At 61.7% G+C, this 21,951-nt stretch carries 20 protein-coding genes and 1 tRNA gene; 11 read left to right on the top strand and 10 right to left on the bottom strand.

The window, feature by feature from the left end; translation table 11 throughout:
• Positions 1 to 91 precede the first annotated feature (91 nt).
• The 8 genes from cheY to RBH26_RS12920 are packed head-to-tail and all read left to right on the top strand — an operon-like array spanning position 92 to position 9,697.
• Positions 92 to 454 (top strand): chemotaxis protein CheY, encoded by a 363-nt coding sequence (gene cheY / locus RBH26_RS12955; RefSeq protein ID WP_306758754.1) that lies wholly within the window; start codon positions 92 to 94, stop codon positions 452 to 454.
• A complete protein-coding gene (gene cheB, locus RBH26_RS12950) occupies positions 451 to 1,707 on the top strand; it encodes a chemotaxis-specific protein-glutamate methyltransferase CheB (RefSeq protein ID WP_306758753.1) in 1,257 nt (418 codons plus the stop codon). Before cheY ends, cheB begins: the two co-directional genes overlap by 4 nt.
• Positions 1,700 to 5,107 (top strand): chemotaxis protein CheA, encoded by a 3,408-nt coding sequence (locus RBH26_RS12945; protein ID WP_306758752.1) that lies wholly within the window; start codon positions 1,700 to 1,702, stop codon positions 5,105 to 5,107. The genes cheB and RBH26_RS12945 overlap by 8 nt, the downstream gene beginning before the upstream one ends.
• 34 nt (positions 5,108 to 5,141) lie before the next feature.
• Complete coding sequence (locus RBH26_RS12940; protein ID WP_306758751.1) at positions 5,142 to 5,747, top strand: chemotaxis protein CheC; 606 nt, start codon at positions 5,142 to 5,144, stop codon at positions 5,745 to 5,747.
• A complete protein-coding gene (locus RBH26_RS12935; RefSeq protein WP_306758750.1) occupies positions 5,744 to 7,012 on the top strand; it encodes a chemotaxis protein CheC in 1,269 nt (422 codons plus the stop codon). Before RBH26_RS12940 ends, RBH26_RS12935 begins: the two co-directional genes overlap by 4 nt.
• Positions 7,009 to 7,530 carry a chemotaxis protein CheD gene (locus RBH26_RS12930; RefSeq protein WP_306758749.1) on the top strand — a complete coding sequence of 174 codons (522 nt, stop codon included), beginning with the start codon at positions 7,009 to 7,011 and terminating at the stop codon, positions 7,528 to 7,530. Before RBH26_RS12935 ends, RBH26_RS12930 begins: the two co-directional genes overlap by 4 nt.
• On the top strand, positions 7,527 to 8,378 hold the full coding sequence (locus RBH26_RS12925) for a protein-glutamate O-methyltransferase CheR (protein WP_306758748.1): 852 nt from the start codon (positions 7,527 to 7,529) through the stop codon (positions 8,376 to 8,378). Before RBH26_RS12930 ends, RBH26_RS12925 begins: the two co-directional genes overlap by 4 nt.
• A 59-nt stretch (positions 8,379 to 8,437) precedes the next feature.
• Positions 8,438 to 9,697 carry a hypothetical protein gene (locus RBH26_RS12920; RefSeq protein ID WP_306758747.1) on the top strand — a complete coding sequence of 420 codons (1,260 nt, stop codon included), beginning with the start codon at positions 8,438 to 8,440 and terminating at the stop codon, positions 9,695 to 9,697.
• Positions 9,698 to 9,756: 59 nt separating this feature from the next.
• Here the strand turns inward: RBH26_RS12920 and RBH26_RS12915 are convergent, their stop codons facing one another.
• From RBH26_RS12915 to RBH26_RS12875, 9 genes are all read right to left on the bottom strand, one after another.
• Positions 9,757 to 10,581, bottom strand: coding sequence for a hypothetical protein (locus RBH26_RS12915; protein ID WP_306758746.1), 825 nt, complete (start codon positions 10,579 to 10,581; stop codon positions 9,757 to 9,759).
• Positions 10,578 to 11,093 (bottom strand): hypothetical protein, encoded by a 516-nt coding sequence (locus tag RBH26_RS12910; protein ID WP_306758745.1) that lies wholly within the window; start codon positions 11,091 to 11,093, stop codon positions 10,578 to 10,580. The genes RBH26_RS12915 and RBH26_RS12910 overlap by 4 nt, the downstream gene beginning before the upstream one ends.
• A gap of 12 nt (positions 11,094 to 11,105) precedes the next feature.
• Positions 11,106 to 11,888, bottom strand: coding sequence for a hypothetical protein (locus RBH26_RS12905; RefSeq protein WP_306758743.1), 783 nt, complete (start codon positions 11,886 to 11,888; stop codon positions 11,106 to 11,108).
• Positions 11,882 to 12,547 (bottom strand): hypothetical protein, encoded by a 666-nt coding sequence (locus tag RBH26_RS12900; RefSeq protein ID WP_306758742.1) that lies wholly within the window; start codon positions 12,545 to 12,547, stop codon positions 11,882 to 11,884. Before RBH26_RS12900 ends, RBH26_RS12905 begins: the two co-directional genes overlap by 7 nt.
• 4 nt (positions 12,548 to 12,551) lie before the next feature.
• Positions 12,552 to 13,100: a hypothetical protein gene (locus tag RBH26_RS12895; RefSeq protein ID WP_306758741.1), complete on the bottom strand. Its 549-nt coding sequence runs from the start codon at positions 13,098 to 13,100 to the stop codon at positions 12,552 to 12,554.
• Between the two features lies 1 nt (position 13,101).
• The gene (locus RBH26_RS12890) at positions 13,102 to 15,177 is read right to left on the bottom strand and encodes a type II secretion system F family protein (protein WP_306758740.1); all 2,076 of its coding nucleotides are present in this window, start codon (positions 15,175 to 15,177) and stop codon (positions 13,102 to 13,104) included.
• Complete coding sequence (locus tag RBH26_RS12885; protein WP_306758738.1) at positions 15,174 to 18,701, bottom strand: ATPase, T2SS/T4P/T4SS family; 3,528 nt, start codon at positions 18,699 to 18,701, stop codon at positions 15,174 to 15,176. The genes RBH26_RS12890 and RBH26_RS12885 overlap by 4 nt, the downstream gene beginning before the upstream one ends.
• A 460-nt stretch (positions 18,702 to 19,161) precedes the next feature.
• A tRNA-Arg gene (locus tag RBH26_RS12880) sits at positions 19,162 to 19,234 on the bottom strand.
• Between the two features lie 15 nt (positions 19,235 to 19,249).
• Positions 19,250 to 19,555, bottom strand: coding sequence for a twin-arginine translocase TatA/TatE family subunit (locus RBH26_RS12875; RefSeq protein ID WP_306758737.1), 306 nt, complete (start codon positions 19,553 to 19,555; stop codon positions 19,250 to 19,252).
• A 257-nt stretch (positions 19,556 to 19,812) separates the two neighbouring features.
• Here RBH26_RS12875 and RBH26_RS12870 point away from each other — a divergent pair, with 257 nt between their 5' ends.
• The gene (locus tag RBH26_RS12870) at positions 19,813 to 20,292 is read left to right on the top strand and encodes a redoxin domain-containing protein (protein ID WP_306758735.1); all 480 of its coding nucleotides are present in this window, start codon (positions 19,813 to 19,815) and stop codon (positions 20,290 to 20,292) included.
• A 226-nt stretch (positions 20,293 to 20,518) separates the two neighbouring features.
• Positions 20,519 to 21,331 (top strand): HD domain-containing protein, encoded by an 813-nt coding sequence (locus RBH26_RS12865; protein ID WP_306758734.1) that lies wholly within the window; start codon positions 20,519 to 20,521, stop codon positions 21,329 to 21,331.
• A 97-nt stretch (positions 21,332 to 21,428) separates the two neighbouring features.
• Here RBH26_RS12865 and RBH26_RS12860 read toward each other — a convergent pair whose 3' ends face one another.
• A complete protein-coding gene (locus RBH26_RS12860; RefSeq protein ID WP_306758732.1) occupies positions 21,429 to 21,653 on the bottom strand; it encodes a MarR family transcriptional regulator in 225 nt (74 codons plus the stop codon).
• 173 nt (positions 21,654 to 21,826) lie between these two features.
• Between RBH26_RS12860 and RBH26_RS12855 the strand changes: the two genes are divergently transcribed.
• Positions 21,827 to 21,951 (top strand): DUF1427 family protein (locus tag RBH26_RS12855; RefSeq protein ID WP_306758869.1); only part of this gene is annotated, 125 nt, incomplete at its 3' end.

Below are 21,951 nucleotides of genomic sequence, written 5' to 3'. Positions count from 1 at the left end.
CTCCGCTCGCACCTGTCATTTATCAAAACTGATAATCGGGAGACAGCATTTATGGTAGTCGTATTGCTATCAGCGGGTGGTGTACTACTGAATGTCGACAGGGGTGCTCATCGTGGACGACTCTCATTTTATGCGGAATTTACTGCGCCAGATTTTGGAACAGGATTACCGCATCGTCGGAGAGGCGTCCAACGGCGCCGAAGCAGTCAAACTGTACAAAGAACACGACCCCGATATCGTCATGATGGACATCGTGATGCCGAAAGCAAACGGGATCAAGGCAACCGCGGCGATCAAGAAGATCGACCCGGACGCGCAGGTCATCATGTGTACGAGCGTCGGACAGCGTGAGAAGATGAAACTCGCCGTGAAGGCTGGTGCGGACGGCTACGTAACCAAACCGTTCGAGGAACCCAGCGTCAGAAAGGCCCTGTCCGACGTCGCTGCGGCATGACGCGAGTACTCGTTGTCGACGACTCGCAGTTTATGCGGACAGTCATCGGCAACGCACTCAGCGAGGCCGATTACGACGTCGAGACGGCCACGAACGGCACGGAAGCGATCGAAGCCGCCACGACGTACGATCCCGACGTCGTCACGATGGACGTCGAGATGCCCGAACTCGGCGGTATCGACGCCGTCGAGCGCATCATGGCGACGAATCCGGCGTTGATTCTCATGTTGAGCGTCCACACCGAAGACGGAGCGGAGGCCACGCTCGATGCCTTAGAGCGTGGCGCCGTCGATTTTCTCCACAAACCCGACGGCTCGGATTCACGGACCGTCGCCGACCTGAGCAACGAGGTTGTCGAGAAGGTCGACGAACTCGCGGACGCCAACTCCTCGTCGATCGCCCTCGCCCGTGCGGCTGCGTCGGTGCATGCGACCCGAACGACCACAAGCGACGTCACGGATCGAGCAGTCGCCGGTGGCGAAACCGGGCCCGAACCGGCGGTCGGCTCGGGAGGGCCCGGGGGGACGCGGACGCGCCAGGGTGGCTCCGGTTCCGATGTCGGGATCGACCTCGAGATCGACGAGACGGCCGACCACGCCGGCGCTCGTCCAGCAGCCGAGTTCGATCTCGGCGATATCGAACTCGAAAGCGAGGATGCGATCGCACCGACCGTCGTCATCGGGGCCTCGACCGGCGGTCCGAAGATCGTCGAGGAACTGTTCGAACGGCTCCCAATCGGCCTCGATGCGACGGTTCTCGTCGTCCAACACATGCCCGCGGAGTTTACGGATCGGTTCGCAAAGCGTCTCGACGCGCGAAGCGAGTACGACGTCCGGGAGGCGACCGACGGCGAGTCGGTTGTCCCTGGCGAGGCGGTCGTTGCGCCGGGAGATAGCCACCTCGCGGTCGACGACGACGACGGTGGCCGGCTCCGCGTTCGACTCGACGACAGCGATCGGATCCACGGCGTTCGGCCGGCGATCGACGTGACGATGGAGACGGCCGCCGAGCAGGTCGACGGACCGCTCTGTGGCGTCGTACTGACCGGTATGGGCCGCGACGGTGCGGCCGGTATCGAGGCAATCAGCGCCGCGGGCGGACACACCATCGCACAGGACGAGGCGACGAGCCCTGTCTTTGGCATCCCCTGTCAGGCGATAGAAACGGGCTGTGTCGACGTCGTCGCACCCGCAACGGGCCTCGTCGAGGCGATCGTCGACGCGTTCGATACGGACGGTGAGACCGATGACTGAGTATCTAACCGACTTCGTTCAGGAGAGCGAGGAACGAATTACGGAACTGAACAACGCGTTGCTCACCCTAGAGCGTGATCCGACCGACGACGAGGCGATGGAGGAGATCTTCCGCGTCGCACACACGCTCAAGGGGAACTGTGGAGCGATGGGATTCGAGTCGGCGAGTGACCTCGCACACGCGATCGAGGACCTTCTCGACGCCGTTCGCGGCGGCGACCTCGAGGTGACGCCCGAACTGATGGACGTCATCTTCGATGCCGTCGACGAACTCGAGGCGATGGTCGATGAGGTCGCAGCCGACGGTGAGGTCGACACCGATCCCTCGGCGACGATCGAGGCACTTCGCGAGCATCTCGAGGACGGAACCGGGGACGTGCCAGCCACGGTCTCCCCGCCGTCGACCGACGAGATCGACGCCATCCTCGAGCGGTTCGATCCGCCGGCCGACGACGACCACGAGGCGTATCTGGTGCGTCTCGCGGTCGCCGACCGCGACGGTGTCAACACCGGGAAGCTCGTGGTCGACGCTTTGATCGACGCGTTCGATCTGATCGGGACCGATCCTCCACGGGACGAGATCGAGGCCGGCGACTACGGCGACCAGTTCGATGCCGTCTTCGGTAGCGCGGTCGGCGACGCCGCGATCACCTCCGGCCTCGAGCCGGTCGAGGAGGTCCGCGATTTCGAACTCGTCACCGTCTCCGATCGATTCGAAGCGCGTTCCGAGACGGGAGACGAGACGGCTGAATCGGACACTGACGATCTCTCGAGTGCGGACGCCGCAGATCTCGAGGTCGACGAGCTGTTAGACGAGTTCGACGAGTTCGACGACCTGGACGCGATGGTCGAGGACGTCGACGACGACGAACTCGAGCCCTTCGAGGAGATGGGTGATGCGGGCTCGTTCGACGACCTCTTCGACGACGACGAACTGGAGACGGACGTCGAGCCGGGTGAACCGGCCGTCGACTCACTCGAGGACGTCGACGACGGGGGCGACGACGACGGGGGCGACGACGAAGCGACGGCGACGGCCGGCGATCCCGAACAGGCGGCCGACACCGAGGAGGACGTCGAGGACGCCAACGCCGTCTTCAACGAACTCAAAGACGAGGTCGAGATGGTCGGCTTCGACGAACTTCAGGACGAACTCGACGAACTCGAGTTCGACGAGTTCGACGACGACGAGGTCGGGATGGACGAACTCATCGGCGACGCCGCCGACGACGATTCGTTCCTCGAGGACGAGCCGGACGACGCTGACGGGACGCGGCACGACGCTGACGGAACGCAGGCCGAGGCCGAGCCGATCGACGCCGAGGACACCGATTCGATCGCCCCCGAAGACGAGACGGCCTCCGACCCGGCGGATCTCGAGGGCGACGCCGATCCCGACGTGTCGGACGAACTCGCGGCGGACGAACGTGAGTCGGAGGTCGCTTTCGCTGCCGACGCGGCAGACGATCTCGGAGACGGTGACGCGGCAGACGATCTCGAGTCGGACGTCTCCCTCGAGTCGACCGACGAGGAACTCCCGTCGGAGACCGAGTCCGATCCGGCCGACGACGTCGTCGCCTTCGATGCCGAAGAATCCGTCGAGGACGACACCGAAGATGCCGACGACGGGACGGCGGCCGAGGAATCGCCGGACCAGACCGTCGAGACCGATCCCGCGCCGTCGTTCGAAGAGGAGGTTGGATCGAGGGCCGACGACGATACGATCGCCGACGAGCCGACCGACGAATCGGACGACGCGTCGGTCACCACGAACTCGGTCGACGACGCGTTCGACGATGCCGATACCGACGACTTCGCGGACGAGGAGTTCGGAAACGCCGAACTCGCGGCGTCCGACGATACGTTCGACGACACTGCTGTCGAGCCCGAAGAGTCGTTCGTCGACGAGTTCGACGACGAGGCCGGTGCCGACGAGTTCGATGCCGACGAGGTCAGCGTCGACGAGTTCGATGCCGACGAGGTCACTGTCGACGAGTTTGGCGACGATGGAATGGAGGAGGCGACGTTCGATGCGGACGCGTTCGACGATCCGTTCGATGACGACGACGCCGACGATGCCTTGGCCGACGACGGCTTCGATATCGAGTCCTCTCCGACCACAGCCTCGAGTACGGAACCGTCCGCGTTCGATGACGAGGCTATCGGCACCGACGCCGAGGCCGACGGCGACGGGGACGAAGTCGTCACGCGGGTCGACGAACCGACCCTCGAGAGCCCGGCGCTGACGATTCCGGAGACGGTCGACCGATCGACCGACGACCAGGGGAGCGACGAGATCCAGTCGGTGCGGGTCGACGTCGAACAGGTCGATTCACTGTTGACCCTCGTCGAGGGGCTGGTCACGTCCCGCGTTCGCCTCCGGCACGCAGTCACCGAGACCGACGGTGCCGAGACCGACGCGCTCGAGACGGAACTCGACGATCTGGGAGAACTGACGTCCGAACTTCAGGAGACGGTGATGGACATCCGCCTCGTGCCCCTCGAGACGGTGACGAACCGTCTGCCCCGTATCGTCCGCGATATTGCACGGGAACAGGACAAAGCGGTCGCCTTCGAGATGATCGGCGAAGACGTCGAACTCGACCGCAGCATCCTCGATCGGATCGGTGATCCGCTGATTCACCTGGTTCGAAACGCCGTCGATCACGGCATCGAACCGCCCGAAACGAGGGAGAAGGCGGACAAGCCCCGTGAGGGAACGGTCGAGTTTCGGGCCGAACGCGAGCGCGACCGCGTGACGATCACCGTCGAGGACGACGGGAGTGGTCTCGACCCCGACCGACTCAGATCCGAGGCCGTCGAGGCAGACGTTCTCGCCGACGCCGAGGCGGCCGAGCTATCGGACGAGGAGGTTTACGACCTCATCTTCCATCCCGGTCTCTCGACGGCCGACGAAGTGACCGACGTCAGCGGCCGCGGCGTCGGGATGGACGTCGTCAAACGAACGATCGAAGACCTCGACGGTACGGTTTCGATCGACAGCGACGTTGGCGAGGGAACGTCCGTGACGATGAGCGTGCCGGTCTCCGTCGCGATCGACGACGTTCTGTTCGTCGAGTGTGGCGGCGAGGAGTTCGGCGTGCCGACGAAGGCCGTCCAGGACATCGAATCCGTCGACGCGTCCGAGGCAGCCGACGACGCGGTCGTTCGTCTGGACGAGGAACTCGAGACGCCGAAGGCAGGCGACGACGACGGCATGCTCGTCCAGATTCGAGACGATGTCCGTCCGATCGCGCTCTACTGTGACCACGTCCACGGCCAGCAGGAGGTCGTCGTCAAACCGTTCGAGGGCTTCATGAGCGGCGTTCCGGGACTCAGCGGTGCAACGGTCCGCGGTCGGGGGAAGGTAGTCAACATTCTCGATGTGACGACACTATGACAACGATCGAACATTCACAGCTACGGAGGAATCTATGACGCTACAGGTCGATATTCGAAAGCTGAGCTTCATCAACGAGATGGCGAAGGTCGGGACGAACGGCGTCGCCGACAACATGAGCAAACTGACCGGCGAAGACACTCGAATGGAGGTGACGAAGACGAACTTCATCGACGTCGACGACATCGAGTCACAGCTCGATCCCGGCAAACGCGTCGGCGTTCGCGTTCGGCTTCTCGATCCACCCCACGGGCACATCCTCGTGCTCTTCCCCGAGGCGAGTGCGAAGAAGATCACCGCGATCATGCTTCGCGACGTCGTCGACGATATGAGCGACGTCTCGGGCAAGATGGCCCGCAGTGCCGTCGAGGAGATGGGCAACATGATGGCCAGTGGCTTCATCGACGGCTGGGCCGACGTCCTCGAGCGGGCGATCGACACCGCAGCGCCGCAACTCGTCTACGCCCAGGCCGAGGACGTCGTCTCCCGGACGGCCGGACTCGGCGGCGACGACCTCGCGCTGTTTTTCGACTCGGATCTGACCGTCCCGAGCTACCAGATCGAAGCCGAAATCTATGCGTTCCCCGACTTGGCGGAGTTCGTCGGGATGGTCAACGACATCGAACTCGAGCAAACATGAAACTCGACGTCAACGCACTCGGAACGTTCTACCGGATGGCTCGAGAGGGCGCCGGGCTGGCCGCCGGTCGGTTGACCCACATGACCGACGTCGAAACGCAAGTCGGCGTCACCAAACTCAATTTCATGCGCGGCCAGGAGATCCAGCGGGACTTCGAAGACGCGACCGAGACCGTCGCCGTTCGCGTACAACTGTCCGGGGCTATCGAGGGCTACTCGATGATCGTCTTCGAACGCGAGAGTGCGCTTCGAATCGTCGAGACTCTGCGTGGGGACTCCGACGAGATCGACGCCGGCGCCGAGACCGACGACGGCGAGTTCGACGAGATGGCCAGAAGTGCCGCGACCGAGGTCGGACACATCATGAACAGCGGCTTCATCGACGGCTGGGCCGACGTCCTCGAGACGGTGATCGACGTCTCGACGCCGGAGTTCGTCCAAGGTGAGACGGCACAACCGTTTTTCGCCGACATCGAGGCGGCGCCCGACGACGACGACCTCGCCTTGCTCTTCCAGAGCCGGATCGAGACCGTCGATACGGAAGTCGGCTTCAGCCACTATCTGTTCCCCCGCCGTGACTCGATGGCGTCACTGCTCGATCGCCTGCGAACCAGCGGCGGGATCGAGTACGACAAACTCGACGGCTTCGACCGCATGGCCGAACGCGGCGCCGAGGAGGTTGCACAGGCGGCGACGACGATGACCGGCATCGACACCAGTGTCGAGATCCGCCGGCTAAACTTCGTCTCGCTCGAGGCCATCCCCGAACAGGTCGCCGACGAGAAACTCGTCGGCGTCGCCTTCGAGTTCGACGGGCTGCCAAGCGGGTATCTCCTCTTTTTGTTCGACGAGGACTCGGCCCACGAGATCGCCGACGCGATGGTCCCTATGGACGTCGACGGGGACGGAGACGGCTTCGGCGAGATGGAAACGAGTGCAATCACGGAGCTGGGCAACATCATGGCCAGCGGATTTCTGGACGGGTGGGCCAACGTCCTCGATACGACGATCGACCACTCGCCGCCGGAGTTCGTCCACGACATGGGGACCGCAGCCGTCGATCCCGTGATCATCCAGCTCGGGGAAACCCAGGAGTTCGCGTTCGTCTTCGATACCGTCGTCGTCGCCGATGGACAGGAGTTCGACTGCGAAATCTACGCCATTCCCGACGAAGACGATCTCGAGCGTGCGCTCAACGACCTCGACGTCGACCGAATCGAAGGGACGCCAACGACCGCCGAATTTCAAGACGTCACCAACACATGAAGACGTACGGAACCGAACCGGGCGCGCCGACGTCGGTCCAGGTCGGAATCTCCGAACTGGTCGTCAGCGACGGCGACGACACCCTCAAATCCTACGGCCTGGGCTCGTGTCTCGCGATCGCCCTCTACGACCCCGACAGTGCCATCGGAGGGCTGGCCCACGCCATGCTCCCCGACGGCGACGCTGCCGACAACAGCGACCGCAAGCCCGGCAAGTACGCCGACACTGCGATCCGGGCCCTGTTACGACGGATGGTCGAGCAAGGAGCCAGCTACACCAGTGTCGAGGCGAAGATCGCCGGCGGGAGCGATATGTTCGAGTTCGAAAGCTTCGGCGACGGCATCGGCCAGCGCAACATCGCCGCCGCCAGAGCCGAACTCGAGAAACTCGGCGTTCCGCTGGTTGCTGAAGATGTCGGCGGCGAGTACGGCCGTACCGTCGAGTTCACACCCGGATCGGGACGGCTCGTCGTCAAGACGGCCGACGAAAGCGCCGACAACGGAGTGACGGAACTGTGACCGACGCGTTCGACGAGTTGCTTGCCTTCGTCGAGGACGAACTCGCCTTCGCAACGAGTCACTACAACGATAGCTATCTCGACCGACGCGTCTCCTCGCGTATGCGTCGGACACAGAACGACACGTATGCGGCGTACCTCGAGACGCTCCGGTCCGATTCCGACGAACAGGAGGCGTTGCTCGAGGCGATGAGTATCAACGTGACGGGCTTCTTTCGCAATCCCGACGTCTGGGAAGGGATCCGCGAGGTGCTCAGGCGACTCAGTGGGGCCAACGACACCGTCCGCGTCTGGAGTGCTGCGTGTGCCGACGGGCGCGAACCGTACTCGGTGTCGATGCTCTCCCACGACGACCCCGAGATCGACGAGTCGTCGATACGGATCCTCGGAACCGACATCAGCGAGCCCGCACTCGAGACGGCACGCAGCGGCGTCTACGAGGCATCACGCACGGTCAATCTCGACGACCAGCTCGGCTTCCTCGAGGACTACACCGACTACGTCGACCGCGACGGGCGGGTCTACCGGATCGGCGACGATGTCAAACGAAACGTTACATTCGAACGCCACGACCTGATCAACGACGAGCCCAAGACCGGCTTCGACCTCGTCATCTGCCGCAACCTGTTTATCTACATCGACAACGAGTACAAGCGCTCGATGCTGCGGACGATCGCCGGTTCGCTTCGCCGACAGGGATATCTCGTCATCGGAAAGGCCGAGACGATCCCACCGTCTCTCAAGTCCGCGTTTACCGTCCTCGATTCTCGGCTTCGAATCTACCGCCGGGAGACAGTAGAAACCGCGAGTCTGACGGGACGGCGGTCGAAATCGGACCGGAACCGCTAATACCCGGTCACTGCGACGCACAACAGCTTACATACGCTTGCTCCGAATACTGTTCAGCGATGAGTACGTTCGACCTCGACGCGTTCGTCGAGCGCTCGCAAGCGCTCGTCGACTCCTCGCTGCCGACGACGATCCGGGAGACACGGGCCTGGCTCGTCGACCCCTTTCTCGAGACGCTGGGCTGGGACGTCCACGCCGAGTCGTGTCTGACCGACCGGACCGTCGACGACACTGCCCTCGAGTACGTCTGTACGATCGACGACGTCCCCGCGCTGTTCGTCGCCGTCGAACGCTACGGTGACTCACTGACGAAAGACCGCGCCATCGCCCTCCTCGAGACGATGGCCTGGACGGGCGTCGACCGAGCGATCTACACCGACGGACGCGACGTGTTGTTGCTCGCCGGGACGACCGACGTCGATCGACTGGCCTGCCGGCTTCCCGAACTCCCCGACCACGAGTCGGCTATCTCCCACTACACCCGCGAGACCATCGGCCAGCAACTCGCGCGCCACGCCCGCCCGTTCGTCGCCCGCCAGCTCGCCATCGAACGCGAACGCCTCCTCGAGGCGATCGTCACAGAACTGACGGCCGCGACAGGTGGGGGCGACGCCTACCGCACGGAGTTTGAATCCGCGGCCGACCGCTTCCTCGAGCGACTCGTCGCGTCCTTCGCTGCGGAGAGAGAGCAATCGACCATGGAACTCGAGGCCGCTCCCGAGGCCGACGTCTCCATCGAGTTCTCCGAAACGACGGTTTCGGACGACGATCGTCGATCGAGACGTGACCGAAACACGGAACGACCCGAGCCCGGCACTCCCGACTCCACCGTTACCGAGTCCGAGAACGAGAACGCCGACACACGACGATCGCCGGACGACGAGACGGCGACCTCGACGGACGTCGACAGCGACGACCCCACCCGCTCGAGTGAGTCACCAGCGGACGCCGACGAGACCGACGGGGAGACCGACAACGGGGAGTACGTCGTTCGCTTTTTCAACGATCGCGGTTCGATCGGCGCGATCGGCCACTCGACCTCCAGTCGGGCACTCGTCGGCGCCGCCGAGTACCTCTTCGAGCGCGGTCTCTCAGGGGTACGGGTTCCGTGGCACCCAGACGACACCGACACTCGAGCCGTCCTAAACGAGTCGCCGACCCACCCCGACGGGACGTCGATGACTGCGCCACACCAGCTCTCGAACGGCCTCTACCTCGAGACCGCCGGCGACGTCGAGACGCGTGCCGACCGCCTCGAGGCGCTTGCAGCTCGAGCCGGACTCCGAGCGATGCTTACCGGCGACTGGGAGTCGACGTAGCGATGGTCATACTGACAGACAGCAGTCAATAAATCGGTGGATCATGCTGTCCGGCAGTATCAGTACTCGACGTCGACCTCGACGATCGTGACGACGACACGCTCGAGGTCGTCGTCATCTCCCCCATCACACGTTCCCGTGTCCGTGTTCTCGTCCCAGCTCCAGCCGACTTCGTCATCGCTATCGAGTATCGTCTCCCAGGCATCGTCGTACTCGGTATCCTCGTCGACAGTTATCGAAACCTCTTCGGCGTTCGAATACACCATGCTGCTCCGGTTTTCGACGGACATCGTCACCCCGAGTCCGCCCCCGCTCTGGACGGCTCGATCGTCGGCGTTGACCTGAACGAGCGACACGACCGCCGTCCCGTGATCGTCGTTACACGTCAGCTGTGGCTGTCTGAGTACGGAACTCCAGTCGCCGGACTCGTCTCCTCGAACGAGGCCGCCACCTTCGTACGCGATCGTCCTCCCTTCGTGTCGATAGGTGAACTCCCCGAGGTCGAGGTACTCGTCGTCGCCGTGATACTGTTCGAACGATTCGTTCTCGGCGATCGGATCGCCATCGACCGACACTCTGATCTCGGTGCCGTCGTCACCGGTCGTGATCTGCCCTTCTCGCAGGGCGAGCTCGCCGTAACGCTGATTGACGCCATTGTCCCGGATGACGTCGTTGAAGTTGTCCGTCAGCGACACCATCGCTCGCTCGGCGTTGACCTGCTGTTCGGTCTCCTGGTAATCGGCCATCCCGCCGATCCCGGTCACGTACAGCAGGCCGACCGAACCGAGAATGATCCCGAAGACGAGGACGAAGGCGACGACTTCGGAGACGCCGCGGTCAGTGCTCTCTGTACCCGCTTTCGATGTAGTTCGGCGGTCGATCATCGGTCCGCCTCCGTGAGTTCGATCGTTCCGTCATCCCCGTCATCGATATACTCGATTTCGATCGTCCCACCGCTCACCGGATTCTGATCGTCGGAAACGTCCGCATCGATTCTCACTGGAACGTACACCGTCACGTCCGTGTCGTGAGCCGAGAGCTCGAGACACGGACTCGACTCGTCGATCAGGGGACCGTCGCAGTCACTCTCCGGTTGTAACTCGACAGTGTACCCCGAGTTCGCGACCGTTTGTGGATGCTCCGCGACGAGCGTTACCGTTTCGTCGTCTCCGTCCTCGTCTGCGATCCGATCGACGTTGTCGATCTCGCCTGCGAGTCGCTCGCCGACGGTCTCGAGGGCGGTCTGTGTCGACCGTTCGGTCTCCGAATCCAGCATCGCGCTGCCGGACACCAACAGCATCGCGATGAGGATCGTCGTGATCCCGATCGTCAGGACGTGTGTGAGTGCGACCGAGAGGCCGCGATCGGAATCGGCTCTCGTATCTTTGTGTAGCATTATTCTATTGTTCTACTCTTCTGGCCACTCATCAGACTCTGTACGCCCATTTTCATCTGTGACAACTATTTCGACGATTTGCACGTCGTCATTCGGATTTAAGCTGAATGTATGGTCTCCAGAATGGTCTTCAGTTATATCTATTGACTGTGATTCTGTATCGTCGTTCCCTTGATGCGGTGTGTAGGTAATAGTGAGAGTTGCGGTCGATATCTCGTCGCCGCTAATATCCCATTCCACAGAATGGTCGCCATTATCTTCAGGCGTAATTTCAAATGTATTGATAGTCATCTCTTTAGTGTCACCCTCATCGCTCTCGTCGCCCCCATCACCCTCATTGCTCTCGTTGCCCTCATCGCTCTCATCAGTCTCTGTACACTCGGCACTGATCTCTACCGTTCGTTCGTAGCTGAGGTCGGTGGTATCGTACGTGATCGTGACTCGGTCGCTACCCTCGACCTCGATGTCGACCGCTGCTGGCTGGGAATGTGCCGTCGCATTCTGATACAGTCCAGTATACGTCTCTTCGAGATCGTCATCTCCGGTTTCCCCGTCGAGCAAACAGGCGATCCCCTGTCTGACCTCGAGTTCGGTCGTCTCCGCGCTGCTCGCACTCTGTCCCGTCTCACCTGAGGACAGCGTCTCGGTGTAGACGACGCCGTTGAAGACGACGACGACGCCGAGGATGATGAACGCGAGTGCGATCGCACCGATGAGGATGACCTGGCCTCTGTCAGGTCGATCGTCGGCCGACCGGTCGTCGGAGCGTCGACCTCGAGTCCTATCGGTTACCATACTGCGATACGCACCTCCACGACGTTGTAGATCTCGCTGGTGTCGTCGGTCGCTGGTGGGATCGGATAGCAATGCTCGTTATTTTCATCTTCATCACAGTGGGCCTGTCGAAGCGTCTGTTCCTCCCCCTCGTCGCCGTTGGGTGCTGTCACGGTGTCTGACTCGTATAGAGTCACCATGTAACTCGCCGTCACGGCCTCGGATTCACCCTGATAGACGAGGTACTCGGAGTCGAACTCGCCGCTGTCGTCCTGATAGACGAGTTCGACGTTGTAGCTCAACCCGCGCTCGGTGAACCGGTCTGAGAGGGTCTCTCCGAGGACGAAATTGTCGTAGAACTCCGTGTCGTTCGACGCGTCGTAGTAGAAGTCGCCGTGGCTCTCACTCGCATTATAGAACTCACCCTCCTCCTCGTCCCAGTAGCGGACGAGTTCCGACAGATCGCCGTCCTCCGCCGTCGCACTGATTACCAGCGCGTCTTGGCCCTCTTGTTCTACCTGGGCTTGTGTCGTTCGATCCGCCAGCCCGCCGGTCGTCGGCGTGATGACGACCGCCTGCATCGCAAACAGGACCGCCAGCAGGACGATCATCGCCGAGACGAACCCCTCGAGGGTGTAAGCCTGGCCGCGGTCCGTCCGTGGTTGTCGTTGCTCGCGCATCGTCTCACCAGACCCTCACGACGAGTCGGCAGGTTTCAAAGCCCTCATCGGTACAGTAGTCCGGACCATCGTCATCGGCGAGCACGACGAGTCGTGCGGCGCTGGCTGCTGACTGCCCGTCGTAGTCGTCACTGCCGTCGACGGACGTGTACTCATCGATCTCCTCGCTCGTTCCGTCGAGTGGCTCGAGTCGGACGTTCACTCGATCGGTGCTCCGAAGGCCGACCTTGGTCGCCAGGTCACCGTCGCCGTAGCTTTCGAACTCCTCGACGTCGATCTCGTTTGGATCGTCCGTCGACGCGGACAGATCGTCGACGACCCGATCCGCGATACGGTCTGCCTGTGCCGTCTCTCCGCCGCTGACCGACGAATCGAACGGTGTCAGGATCGTCGGCAGGAACGAGAAGACGAACGCGACAGCCAGGATGAACACGCCGATCCCGACGGCGAAATCCTGAGTCGTCTGGCCGCGATCACGCAGCGAGACCGACACTGTCCGCGGGCGCCGATTCTGCTCCGTTTCGGTTCGAGGTCGGTTGTGTTTGCGAGTCATGTTATGCCACCAGTGTCCAGCCGACGAGTGCGATCGTCGCCAGAGCGATCGCGTATTTCAGCCCGCTCAGTACGTCCGCATCGCGGATGTAGCCACAGATAATCCCCGAGAGGATCGCCTGCATCGTCACCGCGTGGAAGAACAACACCGAGAGCATATCGACCTGGATGTTGTCGCTCAAGTCGGCCTCGGCGAGTTCACCACCACCGGCACCGCCCGCGTCGGTCTCGCTGGCGCCGGCCTCGAGTCCGGCCATCGTATCGATGAACTGTGTTTTGAGGATCGCGATCACCGCGAGGACGGTCATGAACGTCATGATGATGATCACGACCTGCATCCGGGTGCGGGACTTGCGCTCGCGTTCGATATCGTCGTGGTTCTCGCTTGCGCGGGCGGCCGTCCGAAGGACGTCCGAAATCTGGTTCGAGGCCTCCTGGGCCTCGGTGATCAGCCGGGTCGTCCGGGCCAGCCGCGGGATGTGGTACTTGTTGTTGAACTCGATCAGCGCCTCCTTCAGACTCGTCCCGTAGTTGACTTTCGTGTGCATCACCTCGAACTCGCGGGCGAGTTTCCCGCTGGTCGTATCGGAGACGGCTTTGAGCGACTCGAGTAAGGTTAATCCGGTGTCGTTCGAACTCGAGAGTTTACGCAGGTCCTCGGAGAGTTGGCTGACGACGGCCGTGCGGTGGCGGACGTTCCACTCGCGGAAGACCGCAAGCGGGATCGCGATGACGTACAGCGGGACGTAGACGTAGACGAACGTCCCCCAGATGGCGTTCTCGAGGAGTCCGTCCCAGGAGGTCGGGACCGAGCCGTTCATCATCGCCGTGGTGACGATCACCAGCGACGCGGGGACCGTCAGCGCGAGGGTATACAGCGGGTTGTCCCGGAAGAAGACGTGGGGCTTTCGGAGCACTTCCATCGTCTCGTAGGTCCCCTCGCGGTTCTTGATCCGATCGAAGACGCTGTGTTCGCCCGTGAACGTCTCGACGAGGCCCAGATCGAGCAGTCCCTGGTCGCGCTGGGTTTCGATGCGGTCGTCGTCGGCTCCCATCGAGAGGTAGCCGTCACCCGGCTCGTCGTGTTTGACCGTCGAGACCATGATAAGGAAGCCGATCCCGATCAACGGAATCAGCGCGTAGACGGTCATGTACAGCATCATGTTCGTCACCTCCGCCTGCGGGATCATCTGCATCACGACCATGATGATGATCAACAACAGCGGGAACAGCGACAGCGTCATGTACATCTCGCCGAACAGTTCGAGAGTTTCGAGGGTGAGTTCCTGTTCCTGCTTTGCGGTGCGCATGTGCTTTTCTTTCTTGTCCTCGAGGAAGCTCTCCATGTCACCGCCGCTGTTGACGATCGACAGCATGTCCGTCAGGAACTGCGAGAGCTCGTCGCTTGGCGTCTCGAGTGCCTGTTTCCGGATCGCCGTTCGGTAGTCGACGTCGAAGTACTCGGTCTCTTTGACGATGCTCTGGAACTCCTTTGCGACCTCGCCGTAGGTGTCGTCGGCCTCGGCCATCGCCTCGATGATTTCGAGTTGGTTCAGTCCACCGACCGACAGCGCGTACATGAAAGAAACCGAGTCGGTCAGCAGCATGTTGATCTCGCGTTTGCGCGCCGAGGCCCGCGAGTAGGGAATCGCCACCAGCGAGCCGAAGCCGATCGCGAAGCCGATCGAACCGAAGACGAGTCCGGTGACGAAGACCAGCGCCGGCACTCGAAGCGTTTCGATGAGCTCGAGGACCGTCTGGCTGCTGACGGGGAAGCCGATGAGTTCTTCGACCTGTATGAGCCCGGTCGCGAACAGTCCATAGCCGAGGGCGAGCCCGAGCAACCACAGCACGAGCCCACTGATAAATCCGATCCCAAGCGCCCGCGAGAGGTAGAGTTCGACCGTCTCGGTCATTCGGGCTTGTGCGAGTTTCGTCTCGACGTCGCCGACGAACTCGCTGTCCTCGCTGAACAGCCGGTCGTACAGCGGATAGAACGTCTCGCCGAGGACGTCCGAGCCGCCACTCGAGAGGCCCCCGGAACCTCCACCACCGCTGCTGTCGGTCTGTAGACTCATCCGTTGGTCTCCTCGTCGGTAGCGTCACGGTCGTCGGCCTGTTCGTCCTCGTCGGATCGCTCGAAGATCGAGTCGTCAGTTTCGGCCTGGTTCGATTCGTCGCCGAACAGCGATCCGTCGGCGTCGTCATCGCCAGGCTCGTCGTCGAAGACTGACGACGAGTCGTCATCGAAGATCGACCGTGGCTCCGTCTCGTCGGTTTCGGTGGCAGTCGTCTCCGAACTCGGCTGCTCGCCTGCCGAAACGGTCCCGGTGCTCTCGGTCGCCGGCTCGAAGTCGTCGCTGAAATCCGCGGCAGCGTCGTCGGCACCGTCGGGGTCGAAGATCGACTCGAGGTCGTCGTCCGGAAACATCGAGTCGAATCCGGAGGTGTCCGGTGTGGTCGTGGCCGTCGACGCTGCGTCCATCTCCGAACCCTTCGATTCGCTGCCGTCGTCGAGTTCGTCGATCGTCTCGCTCATGTCGTCGAACAGTCCCCCCAGCTTCGCTTCGTCGGGCTCGTCCGACGGCACGACCGTCGTCTCCGCATCGCTGTCTCCTTCTTGGGCTGCTGGCGTTTCCGCGTCCGTCTCGGTCGTCGCCGCGTCCGGATCAGGTTCGGCCAGCTGTGGCGTCTCTGACTCCTCGTCCGACGTCGGAGCCGGTGGACCGCCGACCTCGTCTGCGGTCGCGACGTCCGCAGCCGGTTCCGCTTTGGCATCCGTCGTGTCGTCTCCGTTGGCTGCGTGCCCCGTGGCACCGTCGGTATCGGCACTGCCGACATCGAAGCCGGTGTCGTCGCGTAACCACGCCGGTTCGTCGTCGTCCGTATCGACGCCGAAGCCGTCCGTACTGTCGCCGAACTCCCACTCGTCGTCACTAACATCGCCACCGAAATCGAACGTCTCGGTTTCTCCGCGATCGGTCTCGACCGACTCTGCCTCCTCGACGTCACCGAGTGCGCTTGCGAGTCCACTCGGCACCCGACCGCGATACTCCTCGAACAGTGACTCCTCGGCTCGCTCGAGGATGTCCATCGAGGTGTTGTAGGTCTCGGTCGTCGCCTCCGGCCGCGGAACGAGTTCCTCTTTCTCCTGGTCGACGTCGATAAGGACGCTCTCCATCTCCCGGAGGTCCTCGAGGCTGTCCTCGAGTTGGCCGTTTGCGATCAGCGTAAGGATCGTATCCGGATCGTTGATAAAGGCCTGAACCGTCGCCGCGACCTCCGCGTACGTGTTCAGTTCGTTCTTGATGAGGTAGGCGAGGATAACCTCACGTTTGAACAACTCTTCTTCGAGTTTTTCCGTGCTCCAGCCACGGTCGAACTTGATCTCCTCTAAGGTGTTCGAGTCCCCCATCTTGAGGAACTCGTCGGTCTCGGCCTGCCACTGGTAGACGTCCTGAACGTTTATCTCGTCGTGTTCGGCCTCGTAGTGGTTGATCTCGGTCAGCGATTTGTTCCGGCGGACCTTCCGTCCCTGGACGCGGGTCTGGGTCTGAATCGAGACCAGATCCAGCGCGGTGAACATCGTCTTCGAGACGTTGATCGGGTCCGTCGTGAACCGCTTGAGGACCTCGTCGACGGAGTCGGCGTGGAACGTAGTATACGTGGTGTGGCCCGTCGACATGACCTGGAACAGCGTCCGGCCCTCCTCACCGCGGATCTCGCCCATTACGATGTAATCAGGGCGCTGGCGCAGTGCGGCTTCCAGCAGATCGAACTCGTCGACGTCGCCCTGTTCGTCGTCGGCGAAGGAGGGACGGGTGACGCTTGCGATCCAGTTTCGCTGTGGAAGTTCGACCTCGCGGGTGTCCTCGATGGAGACGATCTTCGCGCTGCTGGGGATAAACAGCGAGACGGCGTTCAGCGACGTCGTCTTCCCCGATGCGGTACCGCCGGCGAAGATCAGGCTCTTGTGGTTCTCGATACAGAGCCAGAGAAACGCCATTTCGTCGAGCGAGAAGGTGTTCCAGTTGATGAGGTCGATCGGTGTAAAGGGGACGTCTTTGAACTGACGGATGGTGTAGTTCGTCCCGTGGTCGGAGACCTCCTTTCCGAGGGTCAACTGGGCACGCGAGCCGTCGGGGAGGGTCGCGTCGACCTGCGGCAGTCGCTTGCTGATCCCCTTCCCCGAGCGCTGGGCGAGTTTGACCACGAAGTCGTCGAGTTCGTCCTCGCCGTGGTAGACGTTCGTGATGATCTGTTCGTACTCGGAGTGGTAGACGAACACCGGCGAGTTGTACCCGTCACAGGAGATGTCCTCGACGTTGATGTCGTGTTTGATGCCGTCGATCCGCTCGTAGCCGATGAAATTTCGCTTGAGCAGGTACAACAGCTTCTCGACCTGGTACTCGGTTAGCGTGTCCGGATCGTCCGCGAGGATCGCCGGCTCGGGTCGGACGGAGATCCCCTCGAGCGGGGCCGGACCTGAATTCGCGTCGTCTACGGCGTCGTCCTCGTCGTCGAGTAGGTTCCTGACCGTCTCGAGGATGCCTTCCGTCGTACTCCCCGAGGTCTTCTCGAAGAGGTCGTATCGCTTCAGGAGTTGGCGCGTCTCGTCCTCGATGACCGTCCGGCGACCGTCCTCGGAGGCCTTCTCCTTGATCCCGTCTTCGGAGTACTTGATCGCCGTTCGCAGCTTCCCGGAGAGGAACTCCTGGAGTTCCGTCTCGATCTCGTTTAAGTACGGCTCGACCAGATAGTATTTCTTCTCGTTTTCCTTCTCGGAGTGGAAGATGACGACGTAGGCGTAGGGTTTGTTCACCCAGTAGCGCTCGACCTCGCGAAAGTGGGTCTTCTTGTCCATCGGGACGGCCTTCTCGAGATCGTACCGATTCGAGACGGTGGTGTTGCCCGCCGCCGTCGAGAAGAACTCGTCTTCGTCGATGTCGTCCTGGACGTTGACGGTTCGCTCCTCGACGAGTTCGTCCAGTTCCGTCGCGGCCTGATCGGCGTCGAACAGTCGCTGTTCGATCGTCTCCGGGTCGAATCCGAGCGCTTCTTCCTCGTCGTGGTGGATGACCTCCCCGTCGCTGTCGCGCGGTCGGGAGCCGTCGTCCTCGTAGTAGTACTCCCACTTGTAGTGTTCCCAGGTCCAGACGTCTTTGGTAACGGGTGTCGTCTCCGGGTCAGCGTACTCACGGAAGACCTCCCACAGCTCCTCGGCGTTGTCGCCGGCGGTCGGGATGACCGTCGTCGCGATATCGTCGGGATGATAGCCCAGATAGGACTCGGGATCGAACTCGACCTGCTCCCAGTCGTCGCCGGTCGGAACCGTGTGTTCTGGCTCCTCGTCGGTGTCGAGACCGAGTTGATCGTCACCCGTTTTCTCGATGGGTTCGTCGGGATACAGCGTCGAAATCTCGTCGCCGTATCCGTACTCCTCCATGAACGTTTCCCACGTGTACTCGCCGACGCGGACCTCGCTTCTCGAGTCCGAATCGGCGTCCGATTCGTGCCCCCGATCGTCCACCGATGCAGGGTCGGATGCCTCACCCTCAGAAAAATCCCCGGCACCCGACTGATCGGCCTCGTCAATAGCCATTGATATCACCGAATCCCTCACCCTTCAAAAAGTTCATCCGCACATTACCACATCTGATAATCTGCCGTACAGCGCGCTGAGATGATTTTCTCAAAACACTTTGTGGTAAATTTACGGATTTGAACACTATATTGTCACTCCCGTTGATCACCCCTACTTGCATCCCGATATTACTTATAATGTAGCACCACATTCTGTTTTTCTAACTATTCAGGGGTCGTATCCGACCGGTCGACGCCGGTCATGAGAATAGCCGTGGATCCTCGACAGTAGGACTGATCTGGCCATCTCGAGGTCGGGTTCGAAATCGAACTCGCTCGAGTCGAGCGATCGGACCGAACGGGCGGGCGTGGCGGGATCCGAACCACGTCCGAGAACCTGCTCACTGCGTTCGCAGAACCTCGGTCTCGTTCGAATCTGTCAATCCCGCTTACACGGCTCACTGTCGTTCGCCGGTAAGCGGGCGTGACGGGATTTGAACCCGCGATCAGAAGGTTAGGAACCTTCTGCCCTCTCCGCTAGGCCACACGCCCCTCGAGAAAAACCCGTTAGTTGGTTTCGGTTTCGGTTTCCGTTTCGGACTCGTCGTCCTGGGTGACAGGCTCGGTGTCGACGAATTCGTCGTCGTCCTCGTCGAAGTCGTCTTCTTCGAAGCCGCCCTCGCGCATCTCCTCGAGCTCCGTTTCGACCTTTTCACGCCCCTTCTGGAACTCGCCCATGGCCTCGCCGGTCGAACGGGCCAGCTTCGGGATCTTGTTCGCCCCGAACAGCAGGATGGCGATGAAAAGGATGATCAGTAGTTCCGGACCCCCGGGTGCGCCGGGGATGAACAGCGGTGCGATGTCGGCTACCATCTCTATCCATTGCTTGGCCACTGGCAATTATAACCTTTTTGGACCACTTAGTAGAGCAAGTATCGGCGAAAGTCCGCTTGAGACGGACTATTGACCTAAATACGCTTCTGAGTTAGTTATTGTAAAGCCTATCTACTCGAGTATAAGGCTCCACTCGAGGAAGACGACCACCAGCGACGGCGAGTCGAATCGGCAGACTCCAGCGATCCGTTCCGCGAACGAAACTGTCTTTCCGGCATACCGTCAAACGTCGGGTGATGCCCGAAACTGGAGACGAAGCACCTGATTTTACCGCACCGCTTGCAAACGGCGACATCGAGGAGTTTACGCTCTCTGACCGCCTCGAGGACGAGGCACCGATCGTCCTCGCGTTCTTCCCCGGTGCCTTTACCAGCGTCTGTACGACCGAGATGTGCGAGTTCCAGGATCGACTGGCCGCCTTCGACGACGTAGACGCCAGCGTCTACGGCGTCAGTCGGGACTCGCCGTTTACGCTCAACGAGTTCCGCGCACAGAACGAACTCGAGTTCGGTCTCATCAGCGACCTCAACGAGGAGATCATCGACGATTACGGCATCGAGATGGACTTCGACGATCTCGGCGTCTACGGCGTCGCCAAGCGCTCGGTGTTCGTCGTCGACGACGACGGCGAAATTACCTACGAGTGGGTCAGCGACGATCCCGGCGTCGAACCCGACTACGACGACGTCGAGGCCGCCGTCGAGGACGCTGCCTAACACTGCCAGCCAACGCGGTCCACGTCCGATCGAAACACCCGAGGACGTCGGTCAGACTGCCGGACAGCAGTCATACGGTTTACTGTACGTCATTGCCGGCGTAACCGCGACCCGGGCGGCGGTTACGCCGGGAAATCGGTACAGCAATCCGTATCAGTCACCGCGAACTACCGCCGACTGCCCCCATCGCCGCAGGGCTTTTTTATGACGCAGGCGATGCTCCGGTATGAGCGATTCTACTGACGAGGACTCTCGTCGTATCTACCGTCCTGACGCCGATCATCAGTTCCCCGACGAGAAACTAAACCGCGTCCTCGAGTTCATCACCGAGGACGAGGAGATCCAGACCTATCTCGAGGCCCAGAACGTCAACGCTGTCGACCGGATGCAGTACAACGACCACGGGGAGAAACACATCGAGATCGTCCGCAACCGCGCACTCTGTCTCTACGATCTGCTCAAGGCCGGCGACGTCGATTTCAACGGCGCACGCCAGCAGGGGCTGGCGGAAGAAGACGAATCGGTCATCATCGCGCTGGCGGCGACGTTACACGACGTCGGCCACGTCGTCCACCGCGACGAGCACGTCTACTACTCGATCCCGCTGGCCGCCGACATTCTCGATCGCGTTCTTCCGGAGTTTTACGATCTCGCCGAGACGGTCCGGATGAAAGGTGAAATTCTGCACGCAATCCTCTGTCATCACACGGCCGAAACGCCGCTGACGACCGAAGCGGGCGTTATCCGCGTGGCCGACGCCCTGGACATGGAGAGTGGCCGCTCGCGGATCCCCTACGAACACGGTGGTCGGGGTATCAATACGCTCTCGAGTCAGGCGATCAGTCGCGTCTCGCTTCAGGAAGGCCAGAGCGTCCCCGTCATGGTCGAGATCGCCATGACCAACGCCGCCGGCGTCTACCAGGTCGACAACCTGCTCAAGGCGAAACTGAAGGGATCGGGTCTCGAGGACCACATCCGGATCGTCGCGGTCAACACCAACGAGAACCACGAACAGTTGGTCGAACGGATCGAACTGTAGGAGTCAAAGCGTCCTCATACGGTTTCCTGTACGTTATTGCCGGCGCGACCGCTGCCCGGGTCGCGGTTGTGTCGGGAAATCGGTACAGCAATCCGTATCAGGCGAGTTCGAATCCCGCCTCCGTTCGCTCGAGATAGCCTCGCTCGCGAAGTGTGCTGGTGATCGAGAGCGCGGTTCCTTTTCTGACACCGAGATCGTCGCGGAGCTGGTCGAGTGTCGTGCCAGCACTGACCGCGACGTACAGATAGACGAGTTTCGCACGTGGGGACTCGAGGTCCGCCGGTAGCGATACGTTCGGCGTCGAATCCATCTCCGACTGCATACCGGACACTCTTCTTTTCGACGATAATAAATCTACGCGTCGACGATCGTCGAAATATCGGGGACGGGACGACGGTCGACGGCTCGATGCGACCGCAGGACGGGTCACAGTCGCGTCGGCACTGAGGCGGTCCGTATCAAAGGCTTCCCGTTCGTCCCGGCCCGTGTATCGATATGAATTACGAACTCATCCTGCTGGGACTCCTGACGGGTGCGGCGACGGGTGCCTTCTTCGGCCTGTTCGACGTTCCGATCCCCGCACCGCCGGAACTCCCCGGTCTCATGGGTATCGTTGGAAT

Origin of the sequence: Natronolimnohabitans sp. A-GB9 (genome assembly GCF_030848565.1) — an archaeon.
GTDB lineage: Archaea > Halobacteriota > Halobacteria > Halobacteriales > Natrialbaceae > Natronolimnohabitans.
Note: the sequence above shows the minus strand (reverse complement) of the source record. Positions and strands in the feature narration are given on the sequence as shown.

Coding starts and splice junctions, on each gene's coding strand:
- cheY (WP_306758754.1), top strand. CDS start 92: ATGTCGACAGGGGTGCTCATCGTGGACGACTCTCATTTTATGCGGAAT.
- cheB (WP_306758753.1), top strand. CDS start 451: ATGACGCGAGTACTCGTTGTCGACGACTCGCAGTTTATGCGGACAGTC.
- RBH26_RS12945 (WP_306758752.1), top strand. CDS start 1,700: ATGACTGAGTATCTAACCGACTTCGTTCAGGAGAGCGAGGAACGAATT.
- RBH26_RS12940 (WP_306758751.1), top strand. CDS start 5,142: ATGACGCTACAGGTCGATATTCGAAAGCTGAGCTTCATCAACGAGATG.
- RBH26_RS12935 (WP_306758750.1), top strand. CDS start 5,744: ATGAAACTCGACGTCAACGCACTCGGAACGTTCTACCGGATGGCTCGA.
- RBH26_RS12930 (WP_306758749.1), top strand. CDS start 7,009: ATGAAGACGTACGGAACCGAACCGGGCGCGCCGACGTCGGTCCAGGTC.
- RBH26_RS12920 (WP_306758747.1), top strand. CDS start 8,438: ATGAGTACGTTCGACCTCGACGCGTTCGTCGAGCGCTCGCAAGCGCTC.
- RBH26_RS12915 (WP_306758746.1), bottom strand. CDS start 10,581: ATGATCGACCGCCGAACTACATCGAAAGCGGGTACAGAGAGCACTGAC.
- RBH26_RS12910 (WP_306758745.1), bottom strand. CDS start 11,093: ATGCTACACAAAGATACGAGAGCCGATTCCGATCGCGGCCTCTCGGTC.
- RBH26_RS12905 (WP_306758743.1), bottom strand. CDS start 11,888: ATGGTAACCGATAGGACTCGAGGTCGACGCTCCGACGACCGGTCGGCC.
- RBH26_RS12900 (WP_306758742.1), bottom strand. CDS start 12,547: ATGCGCGAGCAACGACAACCACGGACGGACCGCGGCCAGGCTTACACC.
- RBH26_RS12895 (WP_306758741.1), bottom strand. CDS start 13,100: ATGACTCGCAAACACAACCGACCTCGAACCGAAACGGAGCAGAATCGG.
- RBH26_RS12890 (WP_306758740.1), bottom strand. CDS start 15,177: ATGAGTCTACAGACCGACAGCAGCGGTGGTGGAGGTTCCGGGGGCCTC.
- RBH26_RS12885 (WP_306758738.1), bottom strand. CDS start 18,701: ATGGCTATTGACGAGGCCGATCAGTCGGGTGCCGGGGATTTTTCTGAG.
- RBH26_RS12875 (WP_306758737.1), bottom strand. CDS start 19,555: ATGGTAGCCGACATCGCACCGCTGTTCATCCCCGGCGCACCCGGGGGT.
- RBH26_RS12870 (WP_306758735.1), top strand. CDS start 19,813: ATGCCCGAAACTGGAGACGAAGCACCTGATTTTACCGCACCGCTTGCA.
- RBH26_RS12865 (WP_306758734.1), top strand. CDS start 20,519: ATGAGCGATTCTACTGACGAGGACTCTCGTCGTATCTACCGTCCTGAC.
- RBH26_RS12860 (WP_306758732.1), bottom strand. CDS start 21,653: ATGCAGTCGGAGATGGATTCGACGCCGAACGTATCGCTACCGGCGGAC.